Raw genomic sequence first — 15574 nt, forward strand, 5'->3', positions numbered from 1 at the left:
CGGACCTGCCGCGTCGGCCCGCTCCAGCAGGCGCGTCGCCGCCGACACCGCAGGTGTCAGCGTGTCCGTGGAGCGCAGCCGGACCAGCAGCGCCAGGCTCTGGTCCGTCGTCCCCCAGGGGACCGTGCACAGCGCCCTCGCGCCCGGCAGGGTGCGCACCGACGGGGCGTCGTCCGGGTCGGCCGACGGCCAGGGGGCCACGCACACCACCGTGTGCGGGCCGTCCGCGCGGACCCCCAGGGCCGTCCGCAGCTCCGCCACCGCCATGTCCCGCGGCCACCCCCGCTCGGCGGTCAGCACCGCCCGCAGCTCCCGGGTGAGGTCCGCGCCGTGCTGCGCCTCGTCCGCGAGCAGGGCACCGATCCGCCCGGTCACCCGCATGGCGGCGGCCAGTTGCTGCTCGGTGGGCCCGGGGTCGTAGTCCAGGAGCCAGACGTAACCGAGGACGACACCCCGGTGGCGTACCGGAAGGCAGATCCGTCCCCGGTACACGCCCGCCTCCACGGTCCGCGGGATCCGCACCGGCCCGGTCGCACGGGTGATGCCGAAGCCCTCGAACCAGCGGCGGACCGCCGCCGTGGAGCGGCGGGTGAGGATCGAGCGGGTGCGCACCGGGTCCAGGGCCGACGGGTCCAGGTCGCCCTCGCTGTCGTAGGCGCCGAAGGCGATCAGCTCGAAGTTCCGGTTCTCCAGCGTGGCCGGCGCGCCGAGCAGCTCCGAGATCTCGTCGACCAGCTCCTGGTAGTCGCCCTTGTCAGGTGTCATTGGCCCTCACGCGGGCATTCTCCCGCATGTTCCCAGGTCCTTCATACATCTGTCTGACTTCCAGGGCGCGGATGCGTGACAGCTGTCGATGGCCGACGATCTGAAGAATCCTTTACTTTCACGGTGGTTCTCCGTGCCGCCCCGAATCATCGGGTTTCGGCCTTGTTCGGCTTGTTTGGAGGTGCCCCGTGCTGGGTCCCGTGATTCTCGCCGCGTCGCGCAGCGACCGGATGCGACGCCTGATCTCGGCGGCCCCGGTGACCAAACAGGTCGTCGACCGCTTCATCCCCGGCGAGACCGTGGACGACATCGTCCCGATCATCGAGGACCTGACCGGCAAGGGCCTGGAACTGACCATGGACGTGGTCGGCGAGGACATCACCACCCCCGAGCAGGCCACCGCCGCGCGGGACGCGTACCTGAGGCTGGTCGACCGGATCAAGGACCTTCGGCTCGGCCCGAAGGTCGAGATGTCCGTGAAGCTGTCGATGTTCGGCCAGGCGCTGGAGAACGGCCACGAGCTGGCCCTCGCCAACGTCCGCCCGGTCGTCGAGGCCGCCGCCGCCATCGGCACGACGGTCACGCTGGACGCGGAGGACCACACCACCCTCGACTCGATGTTCGCCATCCACGAGGAGCTGCGGAAGGACTTCCCGCAGACCGGCTGCGTCATCCAGGCCTACCTCTTCCGCACCGAGGCCGACGCCCGCCGCCTCGCCGCGAACGGCAGCCGGGTGCGCCTGGTGAAGGGCGCCTACAAGGAGCCCGCCGAGGTCGCGTACCAGAACAAGCACGAGATCGACAAGGCGTACGTCCGCATCCTGCGCACCCTGATGGAGGGCGACGGGTACCCGATGATCGGCTCCCACGACCCGCGGATCATCGGCATCGCCCAGGAACTCGCCCGCAAGGCCCGGCGCAAGCTCGACGAGTACGAGTTCCAGATGCTGTACGGCATCCGCAGCGACGAGCACCTGCGGCTGGCCGCCGAGGGCCACCGCATGCGCGTCTACACCGCCTACGGCACCGACTGGTACGGCTACTTCATGCGCCGTCTCGCGGAGAAGCCGGCGAACCTGCGCTTCTTCGTCCGCTCGATGGTCAGCAAGGGCTGAGCCCCGCACCCCGCTCGCAACACCGCTCACGTCAAGGAGTTCTGGAGCCCATGGACGCTGTGACCCAGGTCCCCACCCCCGTCAACGAGCCGGTGCACGGCTACGCCCCCGGCTCGCCCGAGCGCGCCCGGCTGGAGGCCAGGCTCAAGGAGCTGGCCGAGAACCCGATCGACCTGCCCTGCACCATCAACGGTGAGAAGCGCATGGGCGGCGGCGAGTCCTTCGAGGTCGTCCAGCCGCACCGCCACAAGGCCGTCCTCGGCACCTACCGCAACGCCACCAAGGCCGACGCCCAGGAGGCCATCGACGCCGCCCTGGCCGCGGCCCCGGCCTGGCGCGCGATGTCCTTCGACGACCGTGCCGCGATCATCCTGCGCGCCGCCGAGCTGCTGTCCGGCCCGTGGCGCGAGACGATCGCCGCCTCCACCATGCTCGGCCAGTCCAAGACCGCGCAGCAGGCCGAGATCGACAGCCCCTGCGAGCTGGTCGACTTCTGGCGCTTCAACGTGCACTACGCCCGCCAGATCCTCGCCGAGCAGCCCCCGGCCAACTCCCCGGGCGTGTGGAACCGCATGGACCACCGCCCGCTGGAGGGCTTCGTCTACGCGATCACGCCGTTCAACTTCTCGGCGATCGCCGCCAACCTGCCCACCGCGCCGGCCCTCATGGGCAACGTGGTGATCTGGAAGCCGTCCCCGACCCAGACGCACGCCGCCGTCCTGCTCATGCAGCTGCTGGAGGAGGCGGGCCTGCCCAAGGGCGTCATCAACCTGCTCACCGGCGACGGCATCGAGGTCTCCGAGGTCGCCCTCAACCACCGCGACCTGGCCGGCATCCACTTCACCGGTTCGACCAGGACCTTCCAGTACCTGTGGAAGACGGTCGGCAACAACATCGAGAAGTACCGCGCCTACCCGCGCCTGGTCGGCGAGACCGGCGGCAAGGACTTCGTGGTGGCCCACCCGTCGGCCGACCGCGCGGTGCTGAAGACCGCCCTGACCCGCGGTGCCTTCGAGTACCAGGGCCAGAAGTGCAGCGCCACCTCCCGCGCCTACATCCCGGCGTCGATCTGGAACTCCGGTTTCAAGGAGGAGTTCGCCGCCGAGGTCGACTCCCTGGCCATGGGTGACGTCACCGACCTGTCGAACTTCATCGGCGCGGTCATCGACGAGCGCTCGTTCGCCAAGAACAAGGCCGCGATCGACCGGGCCGAGGAGGACCCGTCCTGCACGATCGTCGCGGGCGGCACCTACGACGACTCGGTCGGCTACTTCGTCCGCCCGACCGTCATCGAGTGCACCGACCCGGAGAACGAGGTCTTCACGACCGAGTACTTCGGCCCGATCCTCGCGGTGTACGTCTACGAGGACGGCAAGTACGACGAGATGCTGACCCAGATGGAGTCGGTGTCGGACTACGCCCTGACCGGCTCGGTCATCGCGGGCGACCGTGCCGCGGCGGCGTACACGATGGAGAAGCTGCGCTTCGCGGCCGGCAACTTCTACATCAACGACAAGTCGACCGGCGCCGTGGTCGGCCAGCAGCCCTTCGGCGGCGGCCGTGCCTCCGGCACCAACGACAAGGCCGGCGCCCCGCAGAACCTGATGCGCTGGACCCTGACCCGGGCCATCAAGGAGACCCTGGTCCCGCCGACCGACTACACCTACCCGCACATGGGCTGACGCCCGCGCGGCACCCCTGGACCCCGCCCCCGTTCCGGACGCACCCCTCCGGACCGGGGGCGGCGTCGTTCCGGGACCGCCCGGAATACTGGCCGGATGGCCCTCTCACTCCGTACCGCCCACACCGCCGAACTGACGTCCGCCGAACTCCGCGCCGTCCACGGGCTGCTGTACGACGCCTTCGACGGCGACTTCGGTGACGACGACTGGGAGCACGCGCTGGGCGGCGTGCACGCGCTCGGGTACGACGCACGCGGACTCGCCGGGCACGGGGCCGTGGTGATGCGGCGGGTGCGGTACCGGGGGCGGTGGGCGCGGGTCGGCTACGTCGAGGCCGTCGCCGTCCGGCACGACGTACGGCGGACCGGGATCGGCGGCCGGATCATGGCCGAGCTGGAGGGCGTCATCACGCGCGCCTACGACTTCGGCGCGCTGGCCGCGAGTGACGAGGGCGCGCCGCTGTACGCGGCGCGCGGCTGGCGCGTGTGGGACGGGCGGCTGCACGCGCTCGGACCGGACGGTGTGGTGCGGCTGGCCGAGGGGGAGGGCTGCACGTACGTGTGGCCCGCCGTCGAACCCGCCGCCGAGCTGCTCTTCGATTGGCGTGACGGTGACGTCCTCTGACCCGTCCGGGCCCGCCTGGTTCGGAAGAAGACGCAGGTCAGCGGTGTGTGACCCAATCCACCGTCTCAGATAGTAGGAAGTCCGAGTAATTGTGGAGACAGGTGCCCGCTCCTCGCTTAACTTTGTAGGAGCCGAACGTCTCGCTCGATCGAGCGAAGGGCGGTCGTGAGCCGGGCCCCGTGCAGGACACCCCTGCGGCACCGCTTCCCGCCCCTTCCGGCCTCCCGTAACCCTCCTGCACCATCCGCACTCCACGTGTGCCGAAGGAGTCGATTCCCCATGGCCGCAACCGCCGTCCGCCGCCGTGTCCGCCACACCTCCCGTGCGAGCGAGTCCGACCGCAAGAACGCCGCCGCCGCCCTCCAGCGCGCCCTCGACCGCCGGGACAACGGCGGCGAGACCGGTCACTGAGCCGTACCCCACCCGCCTCCGCCCTCCCCTCTCCTCCCCTGTCCGTCTCCGTCCTCCTCCGTCCGGGCGTCCGTATCGCGGACGCGGCGTGTCATCTCATGGGACGAGGAGTAGGGTGCCGACATGTCTCGCAGCATCAATCTCGCAGTGATTCCCGGTGACGGCATCGGCCAGGAGGTCGTGGCCGAGGGCCTGAAGGTCCTGTCCGCCGTCCTCCCGCAGGATGTGAAGCTGGAGACCAAGGAGTACGACTTCGGTGCCCGGCGCTACCACGCCACCGGTGAGACCCTCACCGACGCCGACCTGGAGCGGCTGAGGCAGCACGACGCCATCCTGCTCGGTGCGATCGGCGACCCGTCGGTGCCCTCCGGCGTCCTGGAGCGCGGTTTCCTGCTCAAGCTCCGCTTCGCCTTCGACCACCACGTCAACCTGCGGCCGTCGAAGCTCCTCCCCGGTGTCGCCACTCCGCTCGCCGGCGACCCGCAGATCGACTTCGTCGTCGTCCGCGAGGGCACCGAGGGCCCGTACACGGGCAACGGCGGCACCATCCGCAAGGGCACCGAGCACGAGGTCGCCACCGAGGTCTCCGTCAACACGGCCTACGGTGTCGAGCGCGTGGTCCGCGACGCCTTCGCCCGCGCCCAGGCCCGCCCGCGCAAGAAGCTCACGCTGGTCCACAAGAACAACGTGCTGACCTTCGCGGGCCACCTGTGGACGAACGTCTTCAACAGGGTGGCCGAGGAGTATCCCGAGGTCACCACCGAGTACATCCACGTCGACGCCGCCACGATCTACCTGGTCACCCAGCCCGAGCGGTTCGACGTCATCGTCACCGACAACCTCTTCGGCGACATCATCACCGACCTCGCCGCGGCCGTCTCCGGCGGCATCGGCGTCGCCGCGAGCGGGAACATCAATCCCTCCGGCGTGTTCCCGTCCATGTTCGAGCCCGTCCACGGCTCGGCCCCGGACATCGCCGGCCAGGGCAAGGCCGACCCCACCGCCACGGTCCTGTCCGTCGCCCTGCTGCTGCGCCACCTCGGCCACGAGGCCGAGGCGACCCGGATCGAGGACGCCGTCTCCGCCGACCTCGCGGAGCGCGGCGTGCTGCCCGCGCGCAGCACCTCCGAGATCGGCGACGCGCTCCGCGTACGAGTAGCGGGCTGACCCGGCCGAGCCACTCGAAAATCCTCGAAGCCGTCGGGTCGCATCCGCGCCCGGCGGCTTCCCCCTGTCCACCGCCGGGTGCCACCATCAATTCCCGGGCCGCCTTCACCCCGTTCTCCTCACGCTGCCGGCGCCGCGCGATAATCGAACGCGGAGCCGCGACAGGAGGGAATGCTCGGACGCCCCAGCACCGGCCGTGCGGGCGTGAGCGCGGCCCGTCACTACAACCCGGTGAAGGACACTCATTCATGACGACGCCCACGATCGAGCTCAAGCCCTCGGCCCACCCGCTCTCCGACGCGGAGCGCGAGGCGATCCTGGCCAACCCCGGGTTCGGCCGCCACTTCACCGACCACATGGTGACGATCAGGTGGACGGAGGGCCGGGGCTGGCACGACGGCCAGCTCGTTCCGTACGCGCCGATCTCCCTCGACCCGGCGACCACCGTCCTGCACTACGCGCAGGAGATCTTCGAGGGACTGAAGGCCTACCGCCGGCCCGACGGCTCGGTCGCCACCTTCCGTCCGGAGAAGAACGCCCTGCGCTTCCAGGCCTCCTCCCGCCGGCTGGCCATGCCCGAGCTGCCCGTGGAGACGTTCATCGAGGCCTGCGACGTCCTGGTCCGGCAGGACAAGGCGTGGGTGCCGGCGCACGGCGGCGAGGAGTCCCTCTACCTGCGCCCGTTCATGATCGCCACCGAGGTCGGGCTGGGCGTCAAGCCCGCCAACGAGTACCTGTTCCTCGTGATCGCCTCCCCGGCCGGCGCGTACTTCCCCGGCGGTGTGAAGCCGGTCTCCATCTGGGCCTCCGAGGACCGCGTCCGCGCCGTCCCCGGTGGCATGGGCGACGCCAAGACGGGCGGCAACTACGCGGCCTCCCTGCTCGCCCAGGCCGAGGCCGCCGCCGAGGGCTGCGACCAGGTCTGCTACCTCGACGCCGTGGAGCACAAGTGGGTCGAGGAACTCGGCGGCATGAACCTGTACTTCGTCTACGGCGACAAGATCGTCACGCCGTCCCTCAGCGGCTCGATCCTGGAGGGCGTCACCCGTGACTCGCTGCTGACGGTCGCCCGCGACCTCGGCCACGAGGCCGAGGAGGCCCGCGTCTCCATCGACCAGTGGCAGCGCGACGCCGAGAACGGCACGCTGACCGAGGTCTTCGCCTGCGGCACGGCCGCCGTCATCACCCCGGTCGGCACCGTCAAGCGCGCGGGCGCCGAGTGGAAGCAGTCGGGCGGTGAGCCCGGCGAGGTCACCCTGAAGCTGCGTCAGGCCCTGCTGGACATCCAGCGCGGCGTCACCGAGGACAGGCACGGCTGGATGCACGAGCTCGGCTGAGGCTTCCCGTCCCACGGTCGGGGCCGCCGCGGACTCCTCGTCCGCGGCGGCCCCGACGCGTTTCCGGCCACCGCCCGAAGGGTGGAGCAGCGTTCCATGTGACGCGGTCGCGATACACCAAAGCCTTCCCCTGCATGGATCTCATGTTTAGAGTGCTGTTCTAAACGAGGAAGGCGAGGAGGTGTCGCGGCGTGCGACTGACGCCCAGCGAGCGTGACCGGCTGCTGTTGTTCACGGCCGCCGAGCTGGCCCGGGCCCGCAGGGCCCGCGGGCTACGGCTCAACGTGCCGGAGGCCACCGCCCTGATCGCCGACACGGTCTGCGAGGCCGCTCGCGACGGCGCCCGGCTCGCCGAGGCGATCGAGCGCGCCCGCGCGGTGCTCGGCCCCGAGGACGTCCTGCCCGGTGTCGCGGACGTGGTCACCGAGGTGCACGTCGAGGCCGTGTTCGACGACGGGTCGCGGCTCGCGGTGGTCTCCGACCCCCTCGCGGGCGGTTCCCTGGACGACCGCGGGCCGGGCGCGCTGCTGCCGGGGCCCGGGCACGCCGAGCCGGAGGCGGCCGTGCGGATCACGGTCACCAACACCGCGACCGTGCCCGTCTCCGTCACCTCCCACTTCCACTTCTTCGAGGCCAATCCGCGCCTGGACTTCCCCCGCGCGCGGGCGTACGGCATGCGGCTCGCCGTGCCCGCCGGGTCGTCCGTGCGGTTCGGGCCGGGGGAGAGCGTCGAGGTCGGCCTCGTGCCGATCGGCGGCGAGCGCGTCGCGATCGGCTTCGCCGGGCTGGTCGACGGGCCCCTGGACGCACCGGGCGCCCGGGAGGAGGCCCTGCGCCGGGCCGCCGCCTGCGGATACCTGGGAGCACAGCGATGAGCATCGACCCGTACGCGTACGCCGCCACCCACGGCCCCCGCGCCGGCGACCGCCTCCGCCTCGGCGACTCCGGGCTGGTGGTGCGGGTCGAGTCCGACGCGCAGAAGTACGGCGACGAGTTCCTGGCCGGATTCGGCAAGACCGCCCGCGACGGGCTGCACCTCAAGGCGGCCGCGGTGCGCGAGACCTGCGACGTGGTGATCAGCAACGTCGTCGTGATCGACGCCGTGCAGGGCATCCGGAAGGTGTCCATCGGCATCCGCGGGGGCCGCGTCCACGCCATCGGGCGGGCCGGGAACCCCGACACCCTCGACGGCGTCGACGTCGTCGTCGGCACCGGTACCTCGATCGTGTCCGGCGAGGGGCTGATCGCCACCGCCGGTGCCGTCGACACCCATGTGCACCTGCTGTCGCCGCGCATCATGGAGGCCTCGCTCGCCTCCGGCGTGACCACCGTCATCGGCCAGGAGTTCGGGCCGGTGTGGGGCGTGGGCGTCAACTCGCCCTGGGCGCTGCGGCACGCGTTCGGCGCGTTCGACGCCTGGCCGGTCAACATCGGCTTCCTGGGCCGCGGTTCGTCGTCCTCGCCGGCTCCCCTGGTCGAGGCCCTCGCCGAGGGCGGCGCGTCCGGCTTCAAGGTCCACGAGGACATGGGCGCCCACACCCGGGCGCTGGACACCGCCCTGCGGGTCGCCGAGGAGCACGACGTCCAAGTGGCCCTGCACAGCGACGGGCTGAACGAGTGCCTGTCGGTCGAGGACACCCTGCGCGTCCTGGAGGGCCGTACGATCCACGCCTTCCACATCGAGGGCTGCGGCGGCGGACACGTCCCCAACGTGCTGAAGATGGCCGGAGTCCCGAACGTCATCGGCTCCTCCACCAACCCCACCCTGCCCTTCGGCCGGGACGCGGTCGCCGAGCACTACGGCATGATCGTCTCCGTCCACGACCTGAAGACCGACCTGCCCGGCGACGCCGCCATGGCCCGCGACCGCATCCGCGCCGGGACCATGGGCGCCGAGGACGTGCTGCACGACCTGGGCGCCATCGGCATCACCTCCTCCGACGCCCAGGGCATGGGCCGGGCCGGCGAGACCGTGCGCCGCACCTTCGCCATGGCCGGGAAGATGAAGGCCGAGCTGGGCCCGGTGGACGGCGACGGCCCGGACGACGACAACGCGCGCGTGCTGCGCTACATCGCCAAGCTGACGATCAACCCGGCCATCGCGCACGGGCTCTCGCACGAGGTCGGCTCGATCGAGACCGGCAAGCTGGCCGACATCGTGCTGTGGCGCCCCGAGTTCTTCGGTGCCAAGCCGCAGCTCGTCCTCAAGGCGGGCTTCCCCGCGTACGGCGTGGTGGGCGACCCCAACGCAGCCACCGACACCTGCGAACCCCTGGTCCTGGGCCCGCAGTTCGGCGCGCACGGCGCCACCCCGGCCGAGATCTCGGTGGCGTTCGTCGCCCAGGCCGCCGTGGACCAGGGCAACGACCGCATGCCCACCCGGCGGCGCAGGGTCGCCGTGCGCGGCACCCGCGGCATCGGCCCCGCCGACCTGCGCCTGAACACCCGTACCGGATCCGTCGAGGTCGACCGGCGCACCGGCCTGGTCACCCTCGACGGCGCCCCGGTCCGCTCCGAGCCCGCCGACTCGGTCTCCCTCAACCGCCTGTATTTCCTGTGAGGACCCACGACGTGACCACCCCCGCCGCCGACGGCTTCCGCATGCCCGCCGAGTGGGCGCCGCACGAGCGCACCTGGATGGCGTGGCCGGGCCCCAACCCGACCTTCGACACCCCCGACGACCTCGCCGCCTCCCGCGCCGCCTGGGCGTCGGTCGCCCGCGCCGTCCGCCGCTTCGAACCGGTGACCGTGGTCTGCGGCCCCGGTCAGTCGGCCGAGGCCCGCACCCTGCTGGGCGAGGACGTCGACACCGTCGAACGCGACCTCGACGACGCCTGGATGCGCGACATCGGCCCCACCTTCCTCACCGACGGCAAGGGCGGACTCGCCGCCGTCGACTGGACGTTCAACGGCTGGGGCGCCCAGGACTGGGCCCGCTGGGAGCACGACGCCAAGATCGCTTCGTATGTCTCGGACCTCGCGGGCGCGAAGACGTACGCCTCCGCGCTCGTCAACGAGGGCGGCGGCATCCACGTCGACGGCGAGGGCACGGTCCTGCTGACCGAGACCGTGCAGCTCGGCCCCGAGCGCAACCCGCACTGGACGAAGGAGCAGGCCGAGGCGGAGATCCACGCCCACCTCGGCACCAGCAGGGCCATCTGGCTCCCGCGCGGCCTGACCGGCGACTACACCCCGGACGGCTACGGCACCCTCGGCCACGTCGACATCGTCGCCGCCTTCGCCCGCCCGGGTGTCGTCGTCGCCCACCACCAGCCGGACCCGGCCCACCCCGACCACGAGGTCACCAAGGAGGTCATCGGCGTCCTGAAGTCGGCGACGGACGCCCGGGGGCGCCGCCTGGAAGTGGTCGAGGTCCCCGCCCCCACCGTCCTGGAGGCCGACGGCCGCTGGGCCGACTACTCCTACATCAACCACTACCTCTGCAACGGCGGCGTCGTCCTCTGCGCCTTCGGCGACCCCCGCGACGAGGTCGCGGCCGGCATCTTCCGCCGTCTCTTCCCCGACCGGACGGTGACCCTGGTGGACGCCCGTACGATCTTCTCCGGTGGCGGTGGCATCCACTGCATCACCCAGCAGCAGCCGAAGGTCTGACCCCGTACGAGGAGGCGCGGATGGCCGGTGCGGCACGGGAGCGCAGGAACGCGCCGCCGCGCGAGCAGGTCCTCGCCGCCGCCATGGAGATGATCGCCGAGCGCGGTCTGGAGAAGCTCACCATGGCGGCGCTCGGGCGTGAGGTCGGGATGAGCAGCGGCCATCTGCTGTACTACTTCCGCTCCAAGGACGAACTCCTCCTACAGACGCTGGAGTGGAGCGAGAGCCGGCTCGGGGCCGAGCGCGGGCGGCTGCTGACCCGCGAGGCCCCGGCCCGCGAGCGGCTCGACGCCTACGTCGGCCTGTACGTCCCCGACGGCCACCGCGACCCGCACTGGACGCTGTGGCTGGAGGTGTGGAACCGCTCACTGGACGCCGGCGAGGACGCCCGTGACCGGCAGGCCGCCATCGAGGGAGCCTGGCACCGGGACCTCGCCGCCCTGGTCGCCGAGGGCGTCTCGCGCGGGGAGTTCCGTCCGGTCGACGCCGACCGCTTCGCCGCCCGGCTGCGCGCCCTGCTCGACGGCTTCTCCCTTCACGTGGCGATCGGCCTGCGCGGCACCGGCCGGGAGCAAGTCCTGCGTCACGTGGGCGAGTTCCTCGACGAGTCCCTGAACCGGCCCGGGCGCGCGAACGCGTGACGCGCGACACTCACGGCGTTTCGGGCATGACGTACGCCACCCGGGGCGTCCAGCGCGCCGCCCGCATCCTGAGACGCTGTGCGTAGGACGCCGGACTTGTGCCACACTTCCCCCGTGCTCTCGTTCGCCATGATTATTGGCAGCAGGCGCGCCGGTCCGCAGTGACCGCCACGTACGACCAGGTGCGGGCGGACACCGTTGTCCTCGACCCGCGCGCAGACCTCTCGCACCCGCGAGAGGTTTTTCGTTTTCCTGGCCCACCTGCAGCCGGGATCACAGCGCGAGGGACCATTGGGGGGACGGTGGAGCCGGTCATTCCGGTAAGACCGAGATTGCTGACAGGAGCCTTGAGACCATGACCGCAACCAGCCGGCACGACGACTCGTTCCACGTCTTCGACACGACCCTGCGCGACGGGGCCCAGCGCGAGGGCATCAACCTCACGGTCGCCGACAAGCTGGCCATCGCCCGTCACCTGGACGACTTCGGCGTGGGCTTCATCGAGGGCGGCTGGCCCGGCGCCAACCCGCGGGACACCGAGTTCTTCGCCCGTGCCCGGCAGGAGATCGACTTCAAGCACGCCCGGCTCGTCGCCTTCGGCTCCNCCCGCCGCGCCGGCGGCAAGGCGGCGGACGACCCCCAGGTCAGGGCGCTCCTGGACTCCGGCGCCGAGGTGATCACCCTGGTCGCCAAGTCGCACGACCGGCACGTGGAGCTGGCCCTGCGCACCACCCTGGAGGAGAACCTGGAGATGGTCCGCGACACCGTCTCCCACCTGCGCGCCCAGGGCCGCCGCGTCTTCGTCGACTGCGAGCACTTCTTCGACGGCTACCGCGCCAACCCCGAGTACGCCAAGGCCGTCGTACGGGCCGCCGCCGAGGCCGGCGCGGACGTGGTGATCCTCTGCGACACCAACGGCGGCATGCTGCCCGCCCAGATCAACGCGGTCGTCTCCACCGTCCTCGCGGACACCGGCGCCCGCCTCGGCATCCACGCCCAGGACGACACCGGCTGCGCGGTCGCCAACACCCTCGCCGCCGTCGACGCGGGCGCCACCCACGTGCAGTGCACCGCCAACGGCTACGGCGAGCGCGTCGGCAACGCCAACCTCTTCCCGGTCGTGGCGGCCCTGGAGCTGAAGTACGGCAAGCGGGTGCTGCCCGAGGGCCGGCTGCGCGAGATGACCCGCATCTCGCACGCCATCGCCGAGGTCGTCAACCTCACGCCCTCCACCCACCAGCCCTATGTGGGTGTCTCCGCCTTCGCCCACAAGGCCGGCCTGCACGCCTCCGCGATCAAGATCGACCCGGACCTGTACCAGCACATCGACCCCGAGCAGGTCGGCAACACCATGCGCATGCTGGTCTCCGACATGGCGGGCCGCGCGTCCATCGAGCTCAAGGGCAAGGAGCTCGGCATCGACCTCGGCGGCGACCGCGAGCTCGTCGGCCGGGTGGTCGAGCGGGTCAAGGAGCGCGAACTCAAGGGCTACACCTACGAGGCGGCCGACGCGAGCTTCGAACTGCTGCTGCGCGCCGAGGCCGAGGGCAGGCCGCTGAAGTACTTCGACGTCGAGTCCTGGCGGGCCATCGTCGAGGACCGCCCCGACGGCACCCACGCGAACGAGGCCACCGTCAAGCTGTGGGCCAAGAGCGAGCGCATCGTCGCCACCGCCGAGGGCAACGGCCCGGTCAACGCCCTCGACCGCGCCCTGCGCGTGGCCCTGGAGAAGATCTACCCCCAGCTGGCCTCCCTCGGCCTGGTCGACTACAAGGTCCGCATCCTGGAGGGCAAGCACGGCACCTCCTCCACCACCCGCGTGCTCATCTCCACCTCGGACGGCCAGGGCGAGTGGTCCACGGTGGGCGTGGCCGACAACGTGATCGCCGCCTCCTGGCAGGCCCTGGAGGACGCGTACACCTACGGCCTGCTGCGCGCCGGCGTGGTACCCGCCCGGTGTGAGCGGCCTTGCCCGACGCGCTCCGGCAAACCGCACGCCGGCCGTCCCGTGGGACGACAGCCCCGCGCCGTGCGCGGCCGACCCGCCGTCAGCGTCATCGGCGGTCCCCGAACCGCGTCGATGCGGCGGTGACCTGCGCGTTCCGGGCACTTGACCGGCTGCACCACCCGGCGGGGCGCGACCGGCGGACGGCGGTGCCGGTCGGGGATGCCGGCCGGCGGGCCCGGCGGCCGTCAGGGGGCGCGCCAGATGTTGTCGAAGGCGACGTTCTCGATGCGCCGCCGCTGCCGTACGGCCTCCAGTTCCGTCACCGCGCCGTTGACGGCGGCCAGCACGGTCACCAGGGCGTCGTCGTCCGGGGCGGCGAGTTCCCCGCCGGGTTCGGCCTCGATGCCCACGGCGGCGGCCAGTCCGGCGATGACGGGGTCGTGGGAGGCCCAGCGCTCGGCCGCCTCGCGCCGCTCCGGTGAGTCGACGGGCGTCGTCCGGCCGCCGCGGGCGGGCATCCAGCGGTGCCGCCGCCCGGTGAGGTGCCCGTCCGCCTCCAGCGCGTCGATGTAGGCCACGGCCAGACCCTCGCCCCGGCGCCACAGCCAGTCCTCGACGGACTCGTACGGCGGCCGCTCCTTGAGCGCCGCCCCGGCCTGGTCCAGGAGGCGGTCCCCCGTGTCCCGCCGGGGGACGGGCACGATGCGGTCGCCGTCCAGGGTGACGGCCCCGGCGGCGAGGAGGTCGACCAGTTCGGCGCCCGCCAGGGCGAGCGACAGGTCGCCCTGCTCGACGGGGCGGCTGGACGGCACGTCCAGGCTGAGGATCAACAGGTCCCGCGGTGTGGTCATGCACCCGACGATACGGCCACCGGGAGCCGCCGGCCCGGTCCCGCGTCGGCCGCGCATAACCCTTTTCGACCGGTTCGGGTAGCTTCGAAGGATGAAGGCCGTCGCCCTGACCCGAGCTTCTGTGCGACTGCTGGTGGCGCTCGCGGTCGCTGTCGTGGCCGTCCTGTCGACGGGCGTCCCCCGTGCGGCGGCGGCCACCGGCATCTCGACGGTCGCCGAAGCGCTCCGCAGGGGCCCCGTGTACGTCGACCCGGCCGCGTCCGCCCAGTTGCCGCCGGCCGAAGCGGCCGCGCTCAGCCGGAAGATCAAGGACGCGGACAAACCTCTGTTCATCGCGGTCCTGCCCGCGGGCTATCCGACGCGGGACCTGTTCACCGACCTGCGCACCGCCACCGGCATCACCGGCGCGTACGCCGTGCGCCTGGGCGACCGCTTCGACGCCCGCGCCGACGCGTCGGTCCTGCCGCGCACCGCCGTGCGGAACCTCGTCACCAGCGTCCAGGGCGAGGACGCGAAGACGCAGCTCACGGACTTCACCGACCGGGCCCTGGCCAACATGGGCGGTTCGGCCCCCGCGAGCTGGGGCGGTACCGGGGCCGGCGGCACGGGGTCCACCACCGCTCTGATCACCGCGGGCGCGGTCCTGGTGGCGGGCGGTGTGGGCGCGTACGCCCTGGTCAGGCGCGGCCGGAGCCGCCGGGAGGCGGAGCAGCGGGCCGCGCTGGAGAAGCTGCGGGTCGTCGTGGACGAGGACATCACCGCCTTCGGCGAGGAACTCGACCGCCTCGACTTCCACCCGGCGGAGGCCGGCGCGGACGACGCCATGCGCGCGGACTACGAGCGGGCGCTGGACGCCTACGAGCAGGCCAAGCAGTCCATGGCCGACGCCCGCAGGCCGGAGGACGTGCGGGCGGTCACCGAGGCCCTGGAGGACGGCCGCTTCTCGCTCGCCCAGCTGGCCGCCCGCCGTGAGGGCCGCCCCCTGCCCGAGCGCCGCCCGCCCTGCTTCTTCGACCCGCGCCACGGCCCCTCGGTCGCCGACGCGACGTGGACGCCCCCGGGCGGGGCGCCGCGTCAGGTGCCGGTCTGCGCCGCCGACCGGGTCCGCCTGGCCGACGGCCGCGACCCGCGGATCCGTGAGGTCGACACGGACTGGGGCCGCCGCCCCTACTGGGACGCCGGCCCCGCGTACGGCCCCTGGGCCGGAGGCTACTTCGGCGGCGGCCTCCTCCCGGGTCTCCTGGTGGGCACCCTGCTCGGCAGCATGATGGCCACCCCGTCCTACGCGGCCGACTACGGCACCGGCTACGGCGACTTCGGAGGCTACGGGGGCTACGGGGGCGGCGACGTCTCCGGCGCGGACTTCGACCCGAGCGACTTCGGCGACTTCGGCGGGGGAGGGGACCCCGGCTCGGGCGGCG

12 protein-coding genes and 3 pseudogenes are annotated in these 15574 nt (G+C 72.2%); 13 read left to right on the forward strand and 2 right to left on the reverse strand.

Annotation, left to right across the window (positions count from 1 at the left end; genetic code table 11):
- Window positions 1–765: pseudogene (locus tag RH94_RS43210) on the reverse strand (PucR family transcriptional regulator); the annotation flags it as partial.
- A 188-nt stretch (window positions 766–953) separates the two neighbouring features.
- Between RH94_RS43210 and RH94_RS12915 the strand changes: the two are divergent.
- The 12 genes and pseudogenes from RH94_RS12915 to cimA form a co-directional block, all read left to right on the forward strand.
- On the forward strand, window positions 954–1880 hold the full coding sequence (locus RH94_RS12915; RefSeq protein ID WP_073947749.1) for a proline dehydrogenase family protein: 927 nt from the start codon (window positions 954–956) through the stop codon (window positions 1878–1880).
- 50 nt (window positions 1881–1930) lie between these two features.
- Complete coding sequence (gene pruA / locus RH94_RS12920) at window positions 1931–3562, forward strand: L-glutamate gamma-semialdehyde dehydrogenase (protein WP_073947750.1); 1632 nt, start codon at window positions 1931–1933, stop codon at window positions 3560–3562.
- A gap of 96 nt (window positions 3563–3658) precedes the next feature.
- Window positions 3659–4186 (forward strand): GNAT family N-acetyltransferase, encoded by a 528-nt coding sequence (locus tag RH94_RS12925; RefSeq protein WP_073947751.1) that lies wholly within the window; start codon window positions 3659–3661, stop codon window positions 4184–4186.
- A 279-nt stretch (window positions 4187–4465) separates the two neighbouring features.
- Entirely contained in the window at window positions 4466–4597 is a 132-nt protein-coding gene (locus tag RH94_RS46125; RefSeq protein ID WP_107428693.1) for a hypothetical protein, read from the forward strand.
- A gap of 123 nt (window positions 4598–4720) precedes the next feature.
- Entirely contained in the window at window positions 4721–5764 is a 1044-nt protein-coding gene (locus RH94_RS12930; protein ID WP_073947752.1) for a 3-isopropylmalate dehydrogenase, read from the forward strand.
- 248 nt (window positions 5765–6012) lie between these two features.
- Window positions 6013–7101, forward strand: coding sequence for a branched-chain amino acid aminotransferase (locus RH94_RS12935; protein WP_073947753.1), 1089 nt, complete (start codon window positions 6013–6015; stop codon window positions 7099–7101).
- A gap of 191 nt (window positions 7102–7292) precedes the next feature.
- On the forward strand, window positions 7293–7976 hold the full coding sequence (ureA, locus tag RH94_RS12940; RefSeq protein WP_073947754.1) for an urease subunit gamma: 684 nt from the start codon (window positions 7293–7295) through the stop codon (window positions 7974–7976).
- Complete coding sequence (locus RH94_RS12945) at window positions 7973–9661, forward strand: urease subunit alpha (protein WP_073947755.1); 1689 nt, start codon at window positions 7973–7975, stop codon at window positions 9659–9661. The genes ureA and RH94_RS12945 overlap by 4 nt, the downstream gene beginning before the upstream one ends.
- Before the next feature lie 11 nt (window positions 9662–9672).
- On the forward strand, window positions 9673–10713 hold the full coding sequence (locus RH94_RS12950) for an agmatine deiminase family protein (protein ID WP_073947756.1): 1041 nt from the start codon (window positions 9673–9675) through the stop codon (window positions 10711–10713).
- A gap of 20 nt (window positions 10714–10733) precedes the next feature.
- A complete protein-coding gene (locus RH94_RS12955; RefSeq protein WP_073947757.1) occupies window positions 10734–11354 on the forward strand; it encodes a TetR/AcrR family transcriptional regulator in 621 nt (206 codons plus the stop codon).
- 355 nt (window positions 11355–11709) lie between these two features.
- Window positions 11710–11958: pseudogene (locus tag RH94_RS43215) on the forward strand (citramalate synthase); the annotation flags it as partial.
- A gap of 1 nt (window position 11959) precedes the next feature.
- A pseudogene (gene cimA / locus RH94_RS12965) lies at window positions 11960–13308 on the forward strand (citramalate synthase); the annotation flags it as partial.
- A gap of 239 nt (window positions 13309–13547) precedes the next feature.
- Here cimA and RH94_RS12970 read toward each other — a convergent pair.
- The gene (locus RH94_RS12970) at window positions 13548–14153 is read right to left on the reverse strand and encodes a GOLPH3/VPS74 family protein (protein ID WP_073947759.1); all 606 of its coding nucleotides are present in this window, start codon (window positions 14151–14153) and stop codon (window positions 13548–13550) included.
- Between the two features lie 91 nt (window positions 14154–14244).
- Between RH94_RS12970 and RH94_RS12975 the strand changes: the two genes are divergently transcribed.
- Window positions 14245–15574: hypothetical protein (locus RH94_RS12975; protein ID WP_073947764.1), on the forward strand; the 1330-nt coding region annotated here is incomplete at its 3' end.

The sequence above is a fragment of the Streptomyces kebangsaanensis genome, from assembly GCF_001906585.1.
GTDB lineage: Bacteria > Actinomycetota > Actinomycetes > Streptomycetales > Streptomycetaceae > Streptomyces > Streptomyces kebangsaanensis.